Genomic DNA, 19,473 nt, shown 5'->3' with positions numbered 1-19,473 from the left:
CTAACGCTTACTCTGCCGCCTTCAACGCCGCCCCGTCAAAAGGGGCACCGGCACGGGGCGCGCCGTGCGCCTGTTCGTCGTCAAAGTCCCAGACCAATTCGCTTGTCCGCATCTTGCCAGTGGCGCGGGACAGGGACCAGTCGCGGGCGGCCTTGCTTGCACGGCCCAGCGACAGCTTGGCAAGCAGTTGGCTCAGCCACATCGCATAGGTCACAACCCAGACCCGCATGGCGAGCAGCGAGGGCGTCACCATCAGGGTCAGCACGGTCGCAATGCCAAGGCCAAAGACAACCGCCGTGGCCAGTTGTTTCCACCAAAGCGCGGTGGGGCTGTCCACGGAATAGCCGCCGCCACCGAAATCAAGGCTGAGGCCGAACATCATCGGCGCAAGCCCCGCCATCGTCGTGATGGTGGTCAGCAACACGGGGCGGATACGGTCCTGCGCGGTGCGGATAATCGCCTCGATCCGCGGCATATAGCGTTCGTATTCCTGATAGGTGTCGATCAGAACGATGTTGTTGTTCACCACGATCCCCGCCAAGGCGACGATGCCCGTGCCCGTCATGATGATCGAGAACGACTGTTCCATAACCACCATCCCGATCAGCACGCCTGTGGTCGACAGAACCACCGCACCCAGCACCAGCAGCGAGTTGTAAACGCTGTTGAACTGCGCCAGCAGGATGATGAACATCAGTCCCAAAGCACCGGCAAAGGCTTTCATCAGGAAGGCACCGGATTCGGCCTGATCTTCCTGATCGCCGGTCCATTCGGTTTCGATGCCCGTCGCGAATGGGTCGGTGTCGAGCCATTTGGTCAGCTCGGCAATACGCTCGTTCGGGTTCACCGGCACCATGCGCAAATCGCCTGCATCCAGTGCATCCTGAAGGTCGACGCCGCTCCCTGTGTCGTCCAAGGACAGGACCGTATAGGTGGTGCCGTCATCGGTGCGCACCTCGCCCCGTGGCGCAGGGCGCAGGGTGGCCACGATGGTCTGCACCTGCGCGCCGTCCACAGTGTCAAAGCGCACCAGCTTTTGCAGCCCGTCCATAACGTCGGCCTTCACGTCGAAATAGCGGGTCTGCGCGACGCGGTTGATCTGCGCCAGTTCCGCCACAGGCGTACGGGTGATGAAGTTCGCCAGCGGCACCAGCCCGTCGCCGGTGCGGACCTTGAGCGTATCAAGCGTCGACAGCACGCGGTCTTTTTCGGGCAGGCGCACGCGGATTTCGACCTCTTCATCCGAGGTGTCCACCCGCATCGTGTCCAGCAGAAGGCCACGTGTGACCAGTTGCACCATTGCGCCTACTGTCGCCACATCGGCGCCATAGCGTCCGGCCTTTTCCACATCGACGTCAATTTGCCAGTCGATACCGGGCAGGGGGCGGGTGTCTTCGAGCTTGATCAACCCCGGTGTCTGTTCGAACCGGGCGCGGGCGGTGCCCGTGGCGGCCATCAGGTCGTCCCAATCATCGCCCTTGATGCGCAGATGCACCGGCTTGGCGCTGGCTGGCCCTTGGGCAAGGTTCAGCACTTCGGTCTTGATGCCGGGGATGTCGTTCAGCTGGTCCGTCAGTTCCTGCATGATCGTGTCGCCGTCAAATTCCGACGCCTTCACCTCTCGCTGGACCGTGTAGTTCACGAAGGGCAGGGTGAACCACGCCTCGGACGCTTCGGGGCGTTCCTCCCACGGAATGGTCTCAAGCTGGATCTGGCCAATGGCGTCCTTGGGCGCACGTGCGCCGCCCGTGTTCGCGTTCAGCCCGCCGGTACCGGCAAAAGCAAAGGCGCTGCGGATGCCACGGTGGTTGTTCACCACCGCCTCGGCCTGACGCAGCAGGTCATCCTTTTCTTCAAGCGACAGGTTGCCCCGCGCCAGCACATAGACGATCGCCTGTTCCGGTTCGGTTTCGACAAAGAAATCAACGCCGTTATTGTTGTTGATAAAGTAGACCAGCGTGGTGCCGACAAAGACAAAAACGACGCCCAGCATAACCAGCGGCATGATCGCGTTACCGACGATAAACTGGATCACATAGCCAAAGGCAGACCGTTGATAGCCTGACCGCACACGGCGATTGCGCGCGCCAAAGACCTTGCGCCCCGCCCATTTGCCCGCCCAGCCAAGGCGCACGAACAGCGCCCCGATGGAAACGATCACCAAGATCACAGCGCTTAGGGCAAGGCCCACGGCCAGCGCCATGCCAAGCGCGTAAAAGAATACGTCCAGCAGGGCAGGCAGGACCGAGGACCAGATTTCGGTCTGATCCATACCGGCCAGCTTGGCCCCCGCCAGCCCTTGCAGGACCGGTATCACCCCAAGCCCTGCCAGCAGCAGGCCCGCCAAGGGGAACAACAGGATATGCGCAAGCAGCGGCAGGCGCGCCACTGCTTTGCTTTGGGAGGACACCCAATTGATGATCCGCGCAAGAACGCCGCCCATGACCGGCAGATAGATCAGCGCCACAATCAGCGAGGCCGACAGAACAAAGATCAGCGTCACAGGCAGCATGCCCATGAACTCACCCGGGACACCGGGCCAGAACAGCATGGGCAGGAAGGCGCAAAGCGTTGTCGCGGTCGAGGACACGACTGGCCAGAACATCCGCTTGGCCGCATCCACATAGGACTGCATCGGGCCTGCGCCCTCTTGCTGGCGCTTGTCGGCATATTCGACCACCACGATGGCCCCGTCGACCAGCATCCCCACGGACAGGATCAGCCCGAACATTACGATGTTCGAGATCGAAATCCCCATGATCGCCAGCAGCACGAAACACAGCAGGAACGAGGTCGGAATCGCAAAACCCACCAGCAGCGACGCGCGCAAGCCAAGAGCGGCCAGCGACACGATCATCACCAGCGCGATGGCGGTCAGGACCGAGCCCTGCAACTGCGCCACCATGGACGCGACCTCGCGGCTTTGGTCATTGGAGGTGCCGACCTCGACCGCCGCGATCAGCCCTTCGGGCCATTCCGCAGTCTTGTCCGCGACCAGTTGTTTCACAGCCGTCGCCGTGTCGATCAGGTTAAAGCCCTTGCGCTTGACCACCTGCAACGCGACCGTGTCGTTGCCGTTGAAACGGGCGGTCGATGTGCGGTCTTCAAAGGTCAGGTTGATCTGCGCCAGATCGCCCAATGTCACCACGCGGTCACCATTGGTCTTGACCGGCAGGCCATAGATATCGCCCACCTCGTCAAAGGAGGACGGGATTTTGACCGCGAACGCGCCATTGGCATTCTCGATCTCTCCGGCGGCGATCAATTGGTTGTTGTTGCGCACCACGTTGATCAACTCACCTGCGGTGACGTTGTAGGCCTCAAGGCGCAGGGGGTCGATGATGACCTCGACCATCTCGTCGCGACTGCCCACGATGCTGGCCTCAAGCACGGCATCAAGGGCTTCGATATCGTCCTGCAAATCCTTGGCCACGCGGGTGATCGTGCGTTCCGGCACGGGGCCGGACAGGTTCACGATGATGATTGGAAATTCGGAAAAGTTGAATTCGTCCAGCGTGTACTGTTCGTACCCGTCGGGAAACTCGGCCTCGGCGCTGTCCATGGAGTCGCGCACATCGGCCATAACTTGGGTTTTGTCCCAACCGAATTCGAATTCCAGCACCACGTTGGCATAGCCTTCGGCCGCGGTAGAGGTCATCCGGTTCAGCCCGTCGAGATCGGCCAGTTCGGTTTCCATCGGCTTGACCAGCAGCGTTTCACTGTCGCTGGCCGAGATGCCCGCAAAAGGAACCGAGATCACAAGCGTCGGGATTTCGATATCAGGCTCGCCCTCTTTGGGCAGGCTGACATAGGCATAGCCGCCCGCCAGAAGGGACAGCACGATGAACGCAACGACCATCCGCGCACGGGCGGCGGCCCAGTCGATCAGACCGTTCATTGGGTATGCTCCTGAAAGGTGGGCGCAACCTTGACCCCTGCGGTGACGAACTCCTGTCCGACCACGATGACGTCGATCACTTCGGGCAGGCCGGTCAGCCAGATGCCTTCGACCGTGTCGCGCAGCACGGTGACAGGCGCGAAGGTGACGGTGTTGTCGTCATCCAGCGTGCGCAGCCCCAACTGCCCGTCCGCGTTCAGTGTCAAAGCGGAGGAGGGCAGCAAATGCGCCTTGGTCCCAGCCGAAGAGATTGCGATTTCAGCCGTCTGACCGTCGCGGATTGCCAGATCGCCGTTGGGTACTTCGATTTCCACGCGGAAGGTGCGGGTTTCCGGGTCGGACGAGCGGCTTATAAAGGTGACCGCGCCGCCGATGTCATCCCCGCCAGCGGCAAGGCGCGCGCGGGCTTGCGCGCCAAGGCTGACGCGGCTGACCTCGGTTTCGGGCACGAAGGCCACCAGTTTCACCGGATCAAGCTGGATCACCGTGGCGCACAACCCACCAGGTTGCAGCAGGCTGCCCAGTTCGGCGGTGTCGCTTTCCAGCAACCCCGCAAAGGGCGCGCGGATTTCCAGACGTTCCAGTTCCTTTTCTGCCGTCGCAATGGCGGCCGCTGCGCTTTCGATCCGCGCATCGGCTGATTGCAGGCCCGAGGTCGCCGCCGAGACGGCCGCCTTGGCCGCTTCCAGTGCCGCTTGGGCCGACGCGACCGAGGCATCGGCGCCTTTCACGCGGGTTTCTGCGGCGAACCCGCCCTCGCTCAGGCGGCGGGCGGCGTTCTGGTTGACCATCGCCTCGTCGATGCGCGCCTGCGCCTCGACCACGCGGGATTGTGCTTCGGGCACGCGGCTTTCTGCTTCGAGCTTGCTGGCCTTCGCCCCCGCCAGTCCGGCGCGGGCATCGGTCAGGGCCGACTCGCGTGTTCCGACCGACAGTTCGCACAGCAACTGGCCTTCTTCGATGAACGCACCTTTGCGCAGGGGCGGGGATACCACGGTGGAGGATGTCTCGGCCCGCACATCTACCTCACGCATGGCTTCGGTCTGGCCGCGCAGGATGACGGCGCTGTCGATCTCGCGGGCGGTGGATTTGCGCGCCACGACCTTGATCAGCGCCTCGTTGGGCGTGTCCTCTTCGACGGCGGCTTCGGGCGCGTCCTGTTCGGCTGCGGCCTCGCCACTCGCGGTTCCGGTCTGTCCGGCGATAAAGGCCAGTGTCGCCTCGCGTTCGATCACCCACAGGTAGAGTGCAACCGCGACCAGAACGGCGAGGATGAAAGACAGAAATCGCATGTATTATTTCCTTGATCAAATAGCGGGTCGCAGCGGTGGTGCGACTCGCCCTTTTATATGCTGTGATACGGCTGAACTAACCAGTTCAGATTACTTTTTTTGACCGATAACCACACTTTTGCGTAAAAGTCACGCATACGGTCGGGTGTTGATGCCCTTGGCTTGGGCGCTTGGGCAGGCTAAGGAAGGTCCGAAAACAAGGGCAGCACGGCAGTCAATGTGCAGCACCAAACCAGACAGGAGCGCGGGGCGTGAGCGACACCGACAGCTTTATTGATGAGGTCACCGACGAGGTGCGCCGCGACCGGCTTTACGGCTATCTCAAGCGTTATGGCTGGATTGCCGCGCTGGTTGTTGTGGGCGTCGTCGCAGCGGCAGGGATCAACGAATTCCAGCGCGCCAAGGAAACCGCCAAGGCGCAGGAACTGGGCGACGCGATGATCGCCGCACTGGCCGAGAATGAACAGCCCGCACGGGTGGCCGCGTTGCAAGAGGTCAATGCCGAAACACCCCAAGGGGCGGCTGTCCTCGGCTTTCTGACTGCCGGTGCGCAGGCAGAAGCGGGTGAAGATGCGCAAGCCGCCGCGACGCTGACCGAGATTTCCAACAATATGGACGTGCCGCTGATTTACCGTCAGGTGGCGTCCTTCAAGGCGCTGATGCTGCAAACCGACACGCTTGACAATGCACAGCGCCGCGCAGGGTTCGAGGCACTGGCCGTTCCAGGCGTGCGTTTGCGACTGTTGGCCGAGGAACAACTGGCCCTTCTGGACATCGAGGACGGCAACACCGAGAGCGCCCTCGAACGGTTCCAGTCCATTCTGGACGATGCCGAGGTGACCACAGGCTTGCAACGCCGTGCCCTACAGGCAATGGTAGCTTTGGGCGGCACGCCTCGGGCCTCCGAGGCGGCCAATGAATAACGGGGGCACAAGCATGAAAGACAGCAGCATTCAGCCCATCGGGGCGAAAGGTCTGCGCGTGCGGCCAGCACAGGCGGTACTGGGTCTGTGCGCCGTGTCGATGGCGATGTTGATGGGCTGCGCCGAGCGCGAAGTCATCCTGCCAGGCAAGCGTGAACCCATCGACTCGGTCCTGTCCAGCAGCGCCGGTGCCGAAGAGGCTGACGCCGTCACCCAAGCGGCCCGCGCCATCCAACTGCCCGCGCAAGTCGCCAACGCCAATGCCGCACAAAGCTTTGGTACGCAGGATTTCCGCACAGACCATCCGCGTCTGAACGCCAGCCTCACCCCCGTCTTTTCCGTTAACATCGGCGAGGGCGACAGCCGCAAGCACCGCATCGTGGCCGACCCTGTCGTGTCCGGTGGGCGTATCTTTACGCTTGATGCACAAACCACCGTCACGGCTGTTTCCACCTCGGGTGCGGTTCTGTGGCAGCGCGACATCCTGCCCGACGGCGCGGAAGAGGGCGATGCCACCGGCGGCGGTCTCGCCGTGGATGGCGACGTACTTTATATCTCCAGCGGCTTCGGCGCGCTGACAGCGCTTGAGGCGTCCACGGGGCGCACCATCTGGGTGCAAGACCTTGAAGGGACCGGATCAGGCCGTCCGACCGTGTTCGGCAACCTTGTCTATGTGATGGCAGGGGACGACACGGGCTGGGCGCTGGACAAATCCAACGGCCGTATCGAATGGCAGGTCACCGGATCGGAAAGCCCCACCAACGTGTTGGGCGCCCCTGCGCCCATCGTGGTGGACGGGTTGACCGTGTTCTCTTTCGGCTCGGGTGAAATGCAGGCGGTGTTCCGTCAGGGTGGCTTGCGCCGCTGGGATGCCTCGGTTCTGGGTGAACGCAAAGGCCGCGCTCTGTCGAAATTCGACGATGTGACGGGCCGCCCGATTGCCGCCAATGGCGTGATCTATGCGGGCAACCAGTCTGGGCGGACCGTCGCGGTCTCTGCCGGTAGTGGCGGGCGCATCTGGACAGCCAACGAAGGCGCGGTCGATACCGTCCTGCCCGTGGCGGGCAGTGTGTTCCTCGTCAGCGACCGGAACGAGTTGCTGCGACTTGATGCGAATGACGGCACGCGGATCTGGGGCACCAAACTGCCCAACTACGTCAAGACCAAGCCGAACCGCCAATCCGAGATCTTTGCACATCACGGCCCGATTCTTGCCGGTGGGCGGATCATCGTGGCGTCGTCCGACGGCGTTCTGCGCAGTTTTGATCCCGCATCCGGCGCGCTGGTCGCGACCACAGAAATCGCTGGCGGGGCCTCGACCGCGCCTGTGGTGGCAGGGCAAACGCTGTATGTGGTGTCGCGCAAAGGGCAACTGATCGCCTACCGTTAAGGTGCGATTTTCTTTTGTGTCCTTTCCGCGGGCGCGCATATGGTCTATGTGCGCGATCTGATCTGACTTGCGGACCTGACACATGACCATGACCCTCGCCATCGTTGGCCGCCCGAATGTGGGCAAGTCGACGCTTTTTAACCGCCTTGTGGGCAAACGCCTTGCGTTGGTCGATGACCAGCCGGGTGTGACGCGCGACTTGCGCGAAGGTGCTGCGCGTCTGGCCGACCTGCGCTTTACCGTGATCGACACGGCGGGGCTTGAGGAAGCGACGGACGAAAGCCTGCAAGGGCGGATGCGGCGGTTGACCGAACGGGCGGTGGATATGGCCGATGTCTGCCTGTTCATGATCGACGCCCGTGTCGGTGTGACGCCGACGGACGAAATCTTTGCCGAAATTCTGCGCAAACGCTCTGCCCATGTTTTGCTGGCCGCGAACAAGGGCGAAGGGGCTGCTGCGGATGCAGGCGTGCTTGAGGCCTATAATCTGGGTCTGGGCGAACCGATCCGCCTGTCCGCCGAGCATGGCGAAGGGTTGAACGACCTGTATACGCAGTTGCAGCCCTTGGCCGACCTTTACGCCGAAAAGGCTCAAGCCGAAGCGCCCGAAGTTGACGTGGATCTGGCCGAGGATGAGGAAGGCGAAGAAGATGATTTCCGCCAGCCCACCAATGCCAAGCCGATGCAGGTCGCCGTGGTCGGGCGCCCCAATGCGGGCAAGTCCACCCTGATTAACCAGATCATCGGGGACGAACGTCTGTTGACCGGCCCCGAGGCGGGGATCACCCGCGATGCCATTTCCCTGCGCACCGACTGGAACGGCACGCCGATGCGTATCTTTGATACCGCTGGTATGCGCAAAAAGGCCAAGGTGCAGGAAAAGCTGGAAAAGCTGAGCGTGGGCGACGGTCTGCGCGCTGTGAAATTTGCCGAAGTCGTCGTCGTGCTGCTGGATGCGGCCATTCCGTTCGAACAGCAGGATTTGCGCATCGCCGATCTGGCCGAGCGTGAAGGCCGCGCCGTGGTCATCGCGATCAACAAATGGGACGTGGAAGAGGATAAGCAGGCCAAGTTGCGCGACCTCAAGGAAAGTTTCGAGCGTCTGTTGCCACAGTTGAAAGGCGCACCGCTGATCACCGTTTCGGCCAAGACGGGGCGGGGCATTGACCGCCTGCACGACGCGATCCTGCGCGCCTATGAGGTGTGGAACCGCCGTGTCAGCACCGCGCAACTGAACCGCTGGCTGACCGGCATGCTTGAGGCGCACCCGCCGCCAGCACCGCAGGGCAAGCGGATCAAGCTGCGCTACATGACCCAAGTCAAGACGCGCCCACCCGGATTCGTGGTGATGTGCAGCCACCCCGACAAAGTGCCGGAAAGCTATAACCGCTATTTGGTCAACGGGTTACGGTTGGACTTTGACATGCCGGGCACGCCGATCCGCATCTATATGCGCGGTCAAAGCGACGCGAACCCCTATAAGGGTCGCAAGAAGGCAGCGCCGTCAAAACTGCGCAAACATACAGATGGGCGGCGCGGCTAGGCTGCGCGGCCCGTCAGGGTTTTTCAAAGGTTACTGCGCGGCGCGCCAGCCGCGCAGGCCAGCCCACACCGTGACGGCAGCGACAACTGCGATCGCCACCAGCGCGGCGGTTGCAACACCTGCAGGGGCCGACACATAGATGCCGATAAAGGCCCAGACCACGGCGGCCCCGTAAGTGGGCGCGCGCATCAGGCGCATCTGCACCACCACGGCAAGCACAGTCGCCACGGCAATCATCAGATAGGCGGTCGCGTCTTCTCCCAACACGCCATAGCCTGCCAGCAGCAGACCGATGGACACGCAGGTCGCCGCACTCAGCCACCCCGCATAAAGCCCGACGGGCCATGACGCCCAGAGCGCATCCTGCGCCGGACTGCGCAGCAGCGCCATCAGGGCAGGGACCAGCATCACGATGATCAGCACAGTGGCCAGCACAGGCCCCAGCTTGGCCGCAGGCAGCCACACAGCCCCCACCGCAAGGGACAGGGCCAGAGGGGCGCGCATCGCCTCCCACGCGGGATCGGTGCGCCGCTTGAGCACGCCAAAGACGGCAGACACCACCAGCCACAGATAGATCAGCCCCCAGATCGCAAAGGCATAGCCCGCAGGCTGCACCGCCGGATCATTCTGCGGGATCGGATAGCGGTCAGGCTCGAACCCGCCAAAACCCGGAACCAGAAGAGGAGAGGCCGCAAAGGCCAACGCAGCGATAAGCACGATATAAGGCATGGTATTCCTGACCTGTGAAACGCTTTACCGATACTACGACGATGCCTATGATCCAACTGTAATTTAAGTACGCCAAACCCTTTGAACCCTTTGGATTTTGCCGATGAAACGCATTGTTGTGCTATGCGACGGGACATGGAATTCGCCCGATATCGCGGATACGACCCACTTGCCCGAACTGGCTGTGGCGCTGGAAACCGGACCGCATCAGGTGGTGAAATACTTCTCGGGCGTGGGCGTGAATGACGATGCCCGTTTCGAGACGTTCTTTGCCCGTGGCATCAACAAGGTGCTGGGTGGCGCGACCGGTTGGGGCCTCGGGGCCAAGGTCAAGGCGGCCTATACCGCCATCGCGGAAATCTACGAACCGGGGGACGAGATTTACCTGTTCGGCTTTTCCCGTGGCGCATTCACGGCGCGGTCGGTGGCGGGGATGATCCGCAAATGCGGGATTGTCGACGATACCTCGGCCAGCGGCATCAAGAGGGCCTTTCGCCTTTATCGCAAGGCGGGCAAGGGCAACCACCCCGACATGCCCAACATTCAGGCCGAGCGGGCGCGTATCTCTCCCCGTTTTGCTACCTCTGAGAAGGATCAGAAGGCGCGGCTGAAACCGGCGCCACTGGTCAATATCGCCTATCTGGGTGTCTGGGATACGGTGGGGGCGCGGGGCATTCCGGTGGCGATTTTCGGTTTTGTTGCAGCACTTTGGAACCGGCAGTACCAGTTTCACGACATGCAATTGTCGTCGCTTGTCGCCTCGGCCCGCCATGCCGTCGCCTGCGACGAACGGCGTGTGTTTTACGAACCGACCCTGTGGGACAACATGGATGACCTGAACGCGCGGCGCAGGGATGCGCAGGGCGGGGCGGCGTACCGGCAGATGTGGTTTGTGGGCGATCATGCGATCATCGGGGGCAGTGCGAACACCGACGCGCTGTCGCGCATCACGATGCACTGGGTGGCGGAAGGCGCGCCCGCGCTGACCTATCGCGACGGGATGGACCCGACCACGGACGGGGCGGACCACCTGTTTGTCAGCCCGCGCCTAACCGACCCGCGCGGGGTCTATGCCATCGCGCAGAACCTGCTGGCTTGGCGCAGCGGGCCAGAGCGCGATACGGACCTGCACGAGAGCACGCGCAACCGCCTACGCGATCTGGCCGACTACCGGCCCGGAAGCCTTAAGCGGTTCTTTTCAAACTAGAATACCGTCTGCGCCCAAAGTGGTCTTGCCGCCCAGATAGGGGGCCAGAACCGCCGGAAGGGCAACCGAGCCGTCGGCCTTCTGGCCGTTTTCCAGCACCGCGATCAGACAGCGCCCCACCGCAAGGCCGGAGCCGTTCAGCGTGTGCACGAATTGCGGCTTGCCGCCATCTGCGGGCTTGAAACGGGCGTTCATGCGGCGGGCCTGAAAGTCGCCCGTGGTGGAAACGGAACTGATCTCGCGATAGGCATCCTGACCGGGCAACCACGCCTCGATATCATAGGTGCGGCGCGCGCCGAACCCCATGTCGCCCGTGCAAAGGATCACGGTTCTGTAAGGGATTTCAAGGGCTTCCAGCAGCCCCTCGGCACAGCGCAGCATGCGTTTCTGTTCATCGTCGCTGTGGTCGGGGTGGGTGACGGAGACCATCTCGACCTTCTCGAACTGGTGCTGGCGCAGCATGCCGGACGTGTCGCGCCCTGCCGAACCGGCCTCAGAACGGAAGCAGAGCGTGTGCGCGGTATAGCGGCGCGGCAGGTAGGATTCGTCGATCACGTGGCCTGCGGCGATATAGGTCAGCGGCACCTCAGAGGTGGGGATCATCCACATGCCTTCGCGGGTCTGGTAGCTGTCTTCGCCAAATTTAGGAAGTTTATCAGTACCATACATGGCGTCGTCACGGACAAGAACGGGCGGGTTTACCTCGGTCAGGCCGTTTTCGTCCACGTGTGTGTCGACCATGAACTGCGCCAGCGCGCGGTGGATACGGGCCACAGCGCCAGAGAGCAGGACAAAGCGGCTGCCGGAAATCTTGGCCGCTGTTTCAAAATCCATGGAGGCCGCGACGGAGGGCAGTTCGAAATGTTCTTTGGGCGTGAAATCAAAGGCTTGCGGCGTGCCCCAACGGTTCACTTCGACGTTGTCACCCTCATCCGCGCCATCGGGCACGTCATCGGCGGGCAGGTTTGGAATATAGGCCAGCGCGTCGGTCAATTGCGCATCCAGCGCCTTTGCCTCTTCCTGCATGGCGGCAATTTCCGCTTTCTTTTCAGCGACTAAGGCGCGGAGCCGTTCAAATTCGGCCTCGTCCCCACGACCCTTGGCGGCGCCGACTTCCTTGCTGGCCTTGTTCTGTTCGGCCTGCGCGGTTTCGGCGGCGAGGATCTTGGCACGGCGGGCTTCGTCCATGGCCAGCAGGGCGGCGGATTGAGGCGCATCCCCACGGCGCGCAAGGGCGGCGTCGAAGGCTGTCGGGTTCTCTCGGATGGCGCGGATGTCATGCATGGGTGCTGTCCTTTGGGCGGGGCGTGTTGCGGGACATATGCCCGATTGTTGATGCCACGAAAAGGGGGAGGACTATAGTGGATGGAGGGACTGTTGCCTGTACATTAAACTAAAGGCAAACTAATCAAATAAATGGTAAGCCTTCGAGACCTAGCTTTTTAATCAATTTCGAATAATCCCATTCGGTTTTCATGTCGGTTCTCGGGTGTGGGGACCAGTGTTCGAACCCGCTCTTTCGTAGTGCCTCTGATACTCGCCGCGCCTCTTCACGGCTCCCATCCCTTAGTGCCTTTCGTAGCTTTAGCTGGTTTTCCTTTAAGCCTTGGCGCTGACTATCAACTGCATCGCTCAGTTTGGTGTCCGAGGTTCCGAATGTATCCGTGATTTCCTCAACGCTACCAAAATCATCCACGGCAGTTAAGTCGGCCCCGTCAAATCGCGCACCGCGTATTGATTTAGCCATGTTGAATGTTTCGTTCATTCCGCCCGCAGTCGGTTTTGGTTCGTTCAAAACAACTGTTCGGAATGACGCCCCCGTCAGGTCTGCTTCGTACCAATTGACATGGTTAACTATCGAGCCGTCGAAGTACGCTCCTCGAAAGCTGGCCTTGGCTAGAACGGCACCTTCGAGTCGGCATGATGCTAGTATCGCTGCATCGTAATTTCCATGCAAAAAGATGGCGCCACTGAGATCACTCCTGCGCAAGTCGAGTTGGTAATTGTGCATCGCCTCGTACTCCCGGCGATCCTTTTGCCTTCTGCCGATGACTGTAACGATAGTTTGAATGTCAACTCTTGGAGTTGCACGATTTTTCAATTGTTCTGTGGGACTGAGATCTAATGCTGGGCTATTCTGCCTGACGTACGCACAGAGTACCTCCATAATCTGAATGTGATCACGCAAGCTGTCTTGTGAAATGCGTTCCAAAGCGTAGATGGCCCCAACGCGAACTTCTAAATTTGGCTCAGTTACTTCCTCCATTGTTTGCTTTAACATTCCTGCTTGAGCATTTTTTGTTAGCAGGTATGGCCATTTACCGGATGTGCGCTTTCTTTGACGTTTGACTAGCTTTTCAGAACCGAGGCCTTCCACGGCCTTTGAGATGCGGTCGGTTATCAAGCCCTCTTGCGCTGTTTGGTTTTGTTCCTGCGTCAAGCGCAGGCGTGACATCGTGATCGGCAGGGCGATGACTGCACCCAGCACGGTGGTCAGCGCGGTGATCTGGACCAGTTTGAAGCGGAAGTCCCAAACGGTGGCGGGCAGGCGGCGGGTGGGGATAGCGTGGGCGATGACTTCGATCACCATGCCCAACAGCCCCAATGCCAGAACGCTTGCCAGCATGGTGTAGAAGGCAAGCAGGACCATGAACGGGATCGGGTGGAGTTTGCCGAGGCCGAGGCTTTCCCGCAGGGTCGATAGAGGTGGGGCGTCCCCATCCTTTGGCATAGAGATAAACACCAGTGCGCTGGCCACGAATAAGACGACAATGACCACCAGCCCCCACACGAGCGGGGCGGGGAGGGTGACGCTTATCGGGATCGTATTCTCCATCCCTGCCACCTTGACGCGGACCTGCGTCAAAGAAAAGTCCCTTGGCTTGCCTCTTGGGCGCGGTTTGCGCCCCTTTGCACCTTGCGCCTGACCATCCCCGACCATAGGTTCTGCCAAACTTTGGATACGGGCCGCGCGGCGGCTCTTGATATAAGGACCTCCTCCATGGAAGCCATTGGCCAGTTCGTTCCCCTGATTCTGATTTTCGGGATCATGTATTTCCTGCTGATCCGTCCCCAGCAAAAGAAAGTGAAGGAGCATGCCGCCATGGTCAGCGCCCTGCGCCGTGGTGATCAGGTCGTCACCCAAGGCGGGTTGATCGGCAAGGTGGTCAAGGTCAAGGAAGACAACGAAGTTGAGGTCGAACTGGCCGAAGGCGTCAAAGTGCGCGTTGTCCAGTCCACCATCGCGACTGTTCTGAGCAAAACCGAGCCGGCCAAGTAATGCTGCGGATCGAAGGCTGGAAACGGGTTCTGATCTGGGCCACCTGTGCCTTGGGTCTGTTGTTGGCGATGCCGAACGGGTTTTATTCCCGTGTCGAGGGGCATAACGATGCCGCCCAAGCGATAGAGCTGGGGGCGGACACGCCCGAGAACCAGACAGCCTTGGCGCAGTGGCCGGAATGGCTGCCTTCTTCGCTGGTTAATCTGGGGCTGGATTTGCGCGGTGGTGCGCATCTGCTGGCCGAGGTGCAGGTTGAAGATGCCTATGCCAGCCGGATGGAGGCGATGTGGCCTGCGGTGCGCGATGCGTTGCGCCCCGAGCGCGCCACGGTCGGTACCATCCGTTTGCAGCAATCTGCCCCCGATGTGTTGCGCGTGCGTATTGGCGAGCCGTCGGGCATGCAGCGCGCGTTGCAGGTTGTGCGCACGCTGGCCGTGCCGGTGCAGACTTTGACAGGTGTGGGGGCCAATGACATCGAGGTGCGTGCAGACGGGCCGGATGTGATTGTCGTCACGCTGAGCGATGCGGAAAAGCTGGCCAGCGACGAACGCGTGGTCAAGCAATCGCTGGAAATCGTGCGCCGTCGGATCGACGAGGTTGGCACGCGCGAACCCACGATCCAGCGTCAGGGTGCGCAGCGTATTCTTATTCAGGTGCCGGGCATCGGGTCCGCTGCCGAGCTGAAAGAGATCATCGGCACCACGGCGCAGTTGACCTTTAACCCCGTCGTGTCGCGCACATCGGATGAAAACCAGTCCGCCGGTGTCGGCAACAAGCTGATCCCGTCGCTGGACGAGCCGGGCCTGTATTACATCGTGGAAAGCGCGCCTGTGGTCACGGGCGAGGATCTGGTGGATGCGCAGCCGTCCTTTGATCAGAACGGCAATCCGGCGGTGAGTTTCCGCTTCAACACCAGCGGCGCGCGCGTCTTTGGCGATTATACGGCGGAAAATATCGGGTCGCCCTTTGCCATCGTACTGGATGACGAAGTGGTCAGCGCCCCCGTGATCCAGAGCCACATTCCGGGCGGGTCGGGGATCATCACCGGCAACTTCAATGTCGAAGAGTCCACCAACCTGTCGGTCCTGCTGCGGGCCGGTGCCTTGCCGGTCGAGTTGACCTTCCTTGAAGAGCGCACAATCGGTCCGGAACTGGGGCAGGACAGTATTGACGCGGGCAAGATCGCGACCATCGTGGCCTTTGGCGGCGTGCTTGTGTTCATGGTGCTGAGCTATGGGCTGTTCGGTCTGTTTGCCAATATCGCGCTGATCATCAACATCGGGCTGATCTTTGGCTTGCTGAGCCTGATCGGGGCGACGCTGACCTTGCCAGGGATTGCGGGGATCGTTCTGACGGTCGGTATGGCGGTGGATGCCAACGTGCTGATTTTCGAACGTATCCGCGAAGAACTGAAATCCGCACGCGGGCCTGCGCGGGCGATTGAACTGGGCTATGAAAAGGCGCTGTCGGCCATTCTGGATGCCAACATCACCACGTTCATCACCGCCGTCATCCTGTTTGCGATGGGGTCCGGTCCGGTGCGCGGTTTTGCGATCACGCTGGGGCTTGGCATCCTGACATCGGTGTTCACGGCGATCTTCGTGACGCGCCTGCTTGTGGTGATGTGGTTCGAGCGCCGCCGCCCTAAAACGATCGAGGTATAAGCGATGCGTCTGAGACTGATACGCGACGAGACGTCGTTCGACTTCTTTAGCCGCTGGAAGCTGTGGCTGGGCCTGTCGGCGCTGATGATGGTGGTGGGCTTTGCCTCTTTCGCCTTTCAGGGGCTGAACTTCGGCATTGATTTCCGTGGCGGTACGACGATCCGCACGCAAAGCGCCGAAACGGTCGATATCGGCAAGTACCGCGATGCGATGACGCCGTTGCAGATGGGCGATATTTCGATCACCGAAGTGTTCGACCCCACATTCGGTCCTGACCAGAATGTCGCCATGGTGCGCATTCAGGCCCAAGACGGGCAAGAGGCGGTGACGCCGGAAACCATCCGCGCGGTCGAGGATGCGCTGGCCCAAGCGGTGCCGGATATCGAGTTCGTGTCGGTCGAATCCGTAGGGCCGAAAGTGTCGGGCGAGTTGATCCAGACGGCGGCATTGGCCGTGGTTCTGGCGATTGGCGCGGTGCTGATCTATATCTGGTTGCGGTTTGAATGGCAGTTCGCCTTGGGCGCGGTTGTGGCCCTGATCCACGACGTGATCCTGACCATCGGCGTGTTTTCCGAACTGCAGATCAAATTCGATCTGGCCATCATCGCGGCCTTGCTGACCATTGTGGGCTATTCGCTGAACGATACGGTGGTTGTCTTTGACCGCGTGCGGGAGAACCTGCGCAAGTACAAGAAGCGCCCCTTGGCCGAGGTGCTGAACATCTCGATCAACGAAACGCTGAGCCGGACGCTGATGACCTCCGTCACCACATTGCTGGCGCTGATCGCGCTTTATGTGTTGGGCGGGGACGTGATCCGCGGGTTCGTCTTTGCGATGATCTGGGGCGTGATTGTGGGCACCTATAGCTCGGTCTTTGTTGCCTCGACCGTGCTGCTGTGGCTGGGCGTCAAGCGCGACTGGTCCAAGCCGGATGCCAATGCGGGCAACCAATACGCCAATATCGATGCCTGATACGGGCAGGTCAGGGGTGTGAGCGCCACATGGGCGTGCATCCCTGACTGCATCGGCGACATTCTTTTCCAGACATTGGCCATGGATGGCCTGTTCGCGGTCATCGCCATCACGGTGGTGGCTGGTGTCGTTTACGGCTTTGCCGGTTTCGGGGCGGCGCTGGTGTTCATGCCGGTGGCAACGCGGTTCATTCCGGTGGACATGGCAGTGGCGGCGTTTTCGGTGTCGGCACTGGCGTCCTTTGTTGCCGTGGTGCCGCGCGCATGGGCCGAAGCGGACCAGCGGTCGGTCACATGGATGACCGTGGTGGCAGCCCTGTGCCTGCCTGTGGGTCTGTGGATCCTGCGCAGCAACGATGTGACCACGATGCGGTGGGCGGTGCTGGCTGTCACCTGTGTGACGCTGGTCGCGCTGATGGCGGGCTGGCGTTATACCACGCAGCCCTCGCCACTGGCCCGCGGCGGGGTGGCGGCGGCCACGGGGCTGGTAGGCGGGGCCACGGGCCTTGTCGGGCCGATCATGGTGCTGTTCCAGCTAAGCGGGCAGGACAGCGTGGCACGGTCGCGCGCCAACACGCTGGTGTTTCTGACCATGACCGGATTGCTGACCGCGCCCCTGATGGCGTTGCAGGGGATGCTGAGCGTGCAGGCCGTGGTGCTGGGCCTGCTGTTGATCGTGCCTTATGGTCTGGCCGCGCGTCTTGGGCAGCGGTTGTTTGACCCTGCGCGACAGGCGCTATATCGCAGCATAGCTTATGGCATTATCGGGGCATCGATCCTGATAAGCCTCCCTCTTTGGAGTTGACCCATGCGCCTGAACGAGATCACCTATAACGATGCCAAGCCGGTTGAGGGCTATGGGCCGAATTTCTTTCGCATTGGCGGCGAGGTGATCGAGGGCGCGGTGCTGACCGGCCCGCAGGGCACCGGCCCGTGGGGTGGCTATGACGAGCCCGAGGCGCTGCTGGCGCTGGCGGGGCACGTGGATGTGCTGTTCATCGGCACGGGGGGCGAGATCGCCCATATTCCCGCCCCGTTTCGCGCCAAGCTGGAAGAGGCGGGCATCGGGGTCGAGGTCATGTCCTCGCCTTCGGCGGCGCGGACCTACAACATTCTTCTGAGCGAAGGGCGGCGCGTTGCCCTTGCGATGCTGCCTGTCTGAGCCGTGCAGGGGGCGCTGCCCCCGGCCTTGCGGCCGTCCCCCGGGATTTTTTTGGAACAGAGAAGGGGTGTGTGGGGCTTTCCTTGGTCCTGCACCCTCGCTAAGCCTGAGCTATGGAATTGCGCGTAACTGATCTGGCCGTGGGCCGTGGCGGGGTGCCGGTACTGGCGGGGGTGTCCTTTGCCCTGTCGGGGGGCGCGGCGCTTGTGCTGCGCGGGCCGAACGGGGCGGGCAAGACGACGCTGTTGCGCTGTGTCGCGGGCTTGCAGGAGCCGATGGCGGGCAGCGTGCAGGGGGCGGAGGATCAGGTCGCCTATGCTGCCCATGCGGATGGGTTGAAAGCGGCGCTGAGCGTGGCCGAGAACCTGCGGTTCTGGGCGGCGGTGTTCGGGCAGCGCGGGATCGATGCGGCCTTGGCGGCATTCAACCTTGAGGATCTGGCGGACCGGCGGGCAGGGCAATTGTCGGCCGGACAGAAGCGGCGGCTGGGGCTGGCGCGGCTGGTGGTGACGGGGCGGCCCCTGTGGGTGCTGGACGAGCCGACCGTGTCGCTGGATGCAGCATCGGTGGCCCTGTTTGCCGATGCCGTGCGCGCGCATATGGCGAGCGGTGGCGCGGCGCTGATCGCGACGCATATTGATCTGGGGTTGCGCGCCGATGTGCTGGATGTGACGCCTTATCGCGCTGTGGCGGGTGCGGTGCCCTTTGCGGACGAGGCGTTCCTGTGAGGGCGTTGTTCCTGCGTGATCTGGCGCTGGCCTTGCGGGCGGGGGGCGGTTTCGGCCTTGGGCTTGCGTTTTTCCTGATTGTTGTGGTGCTGGTGCCGTTCAGTGTTGGCCCCGCGCCGGATTTGCTGGCGCGGATTGCGCCGGGTGTGTTGTGGCTGGGCGCGTTGCTGGCCTGCCTGCTGTCGCTGGACCGGTTGCTGGCCGTGGATTGGGAGGATGGCGCGCTGGATCTGCTGGCGACGTCGCCCCTGCCGCTGGAGGGGGTTGTGGCCGTCAAGGCGGGGGCGCATTGGGTCACCACGGGTCTGCCGCTGGTGCTGGTTGCGCCGGTGCTGGGTGTGTTGTTGAACCTTGCGCCTCAGGGCTATGGCGTGGTGGTGGCGAGCCTTGCGCTTGGCACGCCGGCACTGTCGATGATCGGCGCGTTCGGCGCGGCACTGACTGTGGGGATCAAGCGGGGCGGGTTGCTGATGTCGCTGCTGGTTCTGCCGCTTTACGTGCCGACGCTGATCTTTGGGGCCGAGGCGGCGCGGCGGGGGGCCGAGGGGCTGGACCCGACGACACCGCTGCTGTTTTTGGCGGGGATCACTGCGGCTGTGCTGGCGGCGATGCCTTTTGCCGCAGGGGCTGTTTTGCGGGTGAATTTGCGATAAACGGGCGGGCAAAGGTCGCGCGTCTGAGGAGAA

Annotated in this window: 16 protein-coding genes; 11 read left to right on the top strand and 5 right to left on the bottom strand. The window is 61.9% G+C overall.

Going from position 1 to position 19,473, the window contains the following annotated elements; genetic code table 11:
* Positions 1-7 precede the first annotated feature (7 nt).
* Together AC6GQJ_RS05035 and AC6GQJ_RS05030 are read right to left on the bottom strand one after the other, a co-directional pair.
* Positions 8-3,898 (bottom strand): efflux RND transporter permease subunit, encoded by a 3,891-nt coding sequence (locus AC6GQJ_RS05035; RefSeq protein ID WP_500772384.1) that lies wholly within the window; start codon positions 3,896-3,898, stop codon positions 8-10.
* The gene (locus AC6GQJ_RS05030) at positions 3,895-5,190 is read right to left on the bottom strand and encodes an efflux RND transporter periplasmic adaptor subunit (RefSeq protein ID WP_500772382.1); all 1,296 of its coding nucleotides are present in this window, start codon (positions 5,188-5,190) and stop codon (positions 3,895-3,897) included. Before AC6GQJ_RS05030 ends, AC6GQJ_RS05035 begins: the two co-directional genes overlap by 4 nt.
* Positions 5,191-5,441: 251 nt before the next feature.
* On the opposite strand from AC6GQJ_RS05030, the gene AC6GQJ_RS05025 reads away from it, so the two are divergent.
* From AC6GQJ_RS05025 to der, 3 genes are all read left to right on the top strand, one after another.
* The gene (locus AC6GQJ_RS05025) at positions 5,442-6,113 is read left to right on the top strand and encodes a hypothetical protein (RefSeq protein WP_500772380.1); all 672 of its coding nucleotides are present in this window, start codon (positions 5,442-5,444) and stop codon (positions 6,111-6,113) included.
* A 13-nt stretch (positions 6,114-6,126) separates the two neighbouring features.
* Positions 6,127-7,503 (top strand): outer membrane protein assembly factor BamB family protein, encoded by a 1,377-nt coding sequence (locus AC6GQJ_RS05020; RefSeq protein WP_500772377.1) that lies wholly within the window; start codon positions 6,127-6,129, stop codon positions 7,501-7,503.
* 82 nt (positions 7,504-7,585) lie between these two features.
* Positions 7,586-9,046: a ribosome biogenesis GTPase Der gene (gene der, locus AC6GQJ_RS05015; protein WP_500772375.1), complete on the top strand. Its 1,461-nt coding sequence runs from the start codon at positions 7,586-7,588 to the stop codon at positions 9,044-9,046.
* A 30-nt stretch (positions 9,047-9,076) separates the two neighbouring features.
* Here the strand turns inward: der and AC6GQJ_RS05010 are convergent, their stop codons facing one another.
* Positions 9,077-9,775, bottom strand: a complete 699-nt coding sequence (locus AC6GQJ_RS05010) for a TspO-related membrane protein (RefSeq protein WP_500772373.1) — start codon at positions 9,773-9,775, stop codon at positions 9,077-9,079.
* 103 nt (positions 9,776-9,878) lie between these two features.
* Between AC6GQJ_RS05010 and AC6GQJ_RS05005 the strand changes: the two genes are divergently transcribed.
* The gene (locus AC6GQJ_RS05005) at positions 9,879-10,982 is read left to right on the top strand and encodes a T6SS phospholipase effector Tle1-like catalytic domain-containing protein (RefSeq protein WP_500772371.1); all 1,104 of its coding nucleotides are present in this window, start codon (positions 9,879-9,881) and stop codon (positions 10,980-10,982) included.
* Here AC6GQJ_RS05005 and serS read toward each other — a convergent pair.
* Together serS and AC6GQJ_RS04995 are read right to left on the bottom strand one after the other, a co-directional pair.
* Positions 10,974-12,266, bottom strand: a complete 1,293-nt coding sequence (gene serS, locus AC6GQJ_RS05000) for a serine--tRNA ligase (RefSeq protein ID WP_500772369.1) — start codon at positions 12,264-12,266, stop codon at positions 10,974-10,976. The genes AC6GQJ_RS05005 and serS overlap by 9 nt on opposite strands.
* Positions 12,267-12,390: 124 nt before the next feature.
* Positions 12,391-13,848: a pentapeptide repeat-containing protein gene (locus AC6GQJ_RS04995; protein WP_500772367.1), complete on the bottom strand. Its 1,458-nt coding sequence runs from the start codon at positions 13,846-13,848 to the stop codon at positions 12,391-12,393.
* 135 nt (positions 13,849-13,983) lie between these two features.
* Here AC6GQJ_RS04995 and yajC point away from each other — a divergent pair, with 135 nt between their 5' ends.
* The 7 genes from yajC (at position 13,984) to ccmB (ending at position 19,440) form a co-directional block, all read left to right on the top strand.
* Complete coding sequence (yajC, locus tag AC6GQJ_RS04990) at positions 13,984-14,262, top strand: preprotein translocase subunit YajC (RefSeq protein WP_500772365.1); 279 nt, start codon at positions 13,984-13,986, stop codon at positions 14,260-14,262.
* The gene (secD, locus tag AC6GQJ_RS04985) at positions 14,262-15,926 is read left to right on the top strand and encodes a protein translocase subunit SecD (RefSeq protein ID WP_500772363.1); all 1,665 of its coding nucleotides are present in this window, start codon (positions 14,262-14,264) and stop codon (positions 15,924-15,926) included. The genes yajC and secD overlap by 1 nt, the downstream gene beginning before the upstream one ends.
* A gap of 3 nt (positions 15,927-15,929) precedes the next feature.
* Positions 15,930-16,898, top strand: a complete 969-nt coding sequence (gene secF / locus AC6GQJ_RS04980; protein ID WP_500772361.1) for a protein translocase subunit SecF — start codon at positions 15,930-15,932, stop codon at positions 16,896-16,898.
* Between the two features lie 18 nt (positions 16,899-16,916).
* Positions 16,917-17,702 carry a sulfite exporter TauE/SafE family protein gene (locus AC6GQJ_RS04975; protein ID WP_500772359.1) on the top strand — a complete coding sequence of 262 codons (786 nt, stop codon included), beginning with the start codon at positions 16,917-16,919 and terminating at the stop codon, positions 17,700-17,702.
* Positions 17,703-17,705: 3 nt separating this feature from the next.
* The gene (locus tag AC6GQJ_RS04970; RefSeq protein WP_500772357.1) at positions 17,706-18,059 is read left to right on the top strand and encodes an Mth938-like domain-containing protein; all 354 of its coding nucleotides are present in this window, start codon (positions 17,706-17,708) and stop codon (positions 18,057-18,059) included.
* Between the two features lie 113 nt (positions 18,060-18,172).
* Positions 18,173-18,787 (top strand): heme ABC exporter ATP-binding protein CcmA, encoded by a 615-nt coding sequence (gene ccmA, locus AC6GQJ_RS04965; protein WP_500772355.1) that lies wholly within the window; start codon positions 18,173-18,175, stop codon positions 18,785-18,787.
* Positions 18,784-19,440: a heme exporter protein CcmB gene (ccmB, locus tag AC6GQJ_RS04960; RefSeq protein ID WP_500772353.1), complete on the top strand. Its 657-nt coding sequence runs from the start codon at positions 18,784-18,786 to the stop codon at positions 19,438-19,440. Before ccmA ends, ccmB begins: the two co-directional genes overlap by 4 nt.
* Positions 19,441-19,473 lie beyond the last annotated feature (33 nt).

The sequence above is a fragment of the Tateyamaria sp. 7Alg 36 genome, from assembly GCF_059882455.1.
The sequence above is the reverse complement of the archived record's forward strand: the minus strand, read 5'-3'. Positions and strand labels throughout refer to the sequence as shown.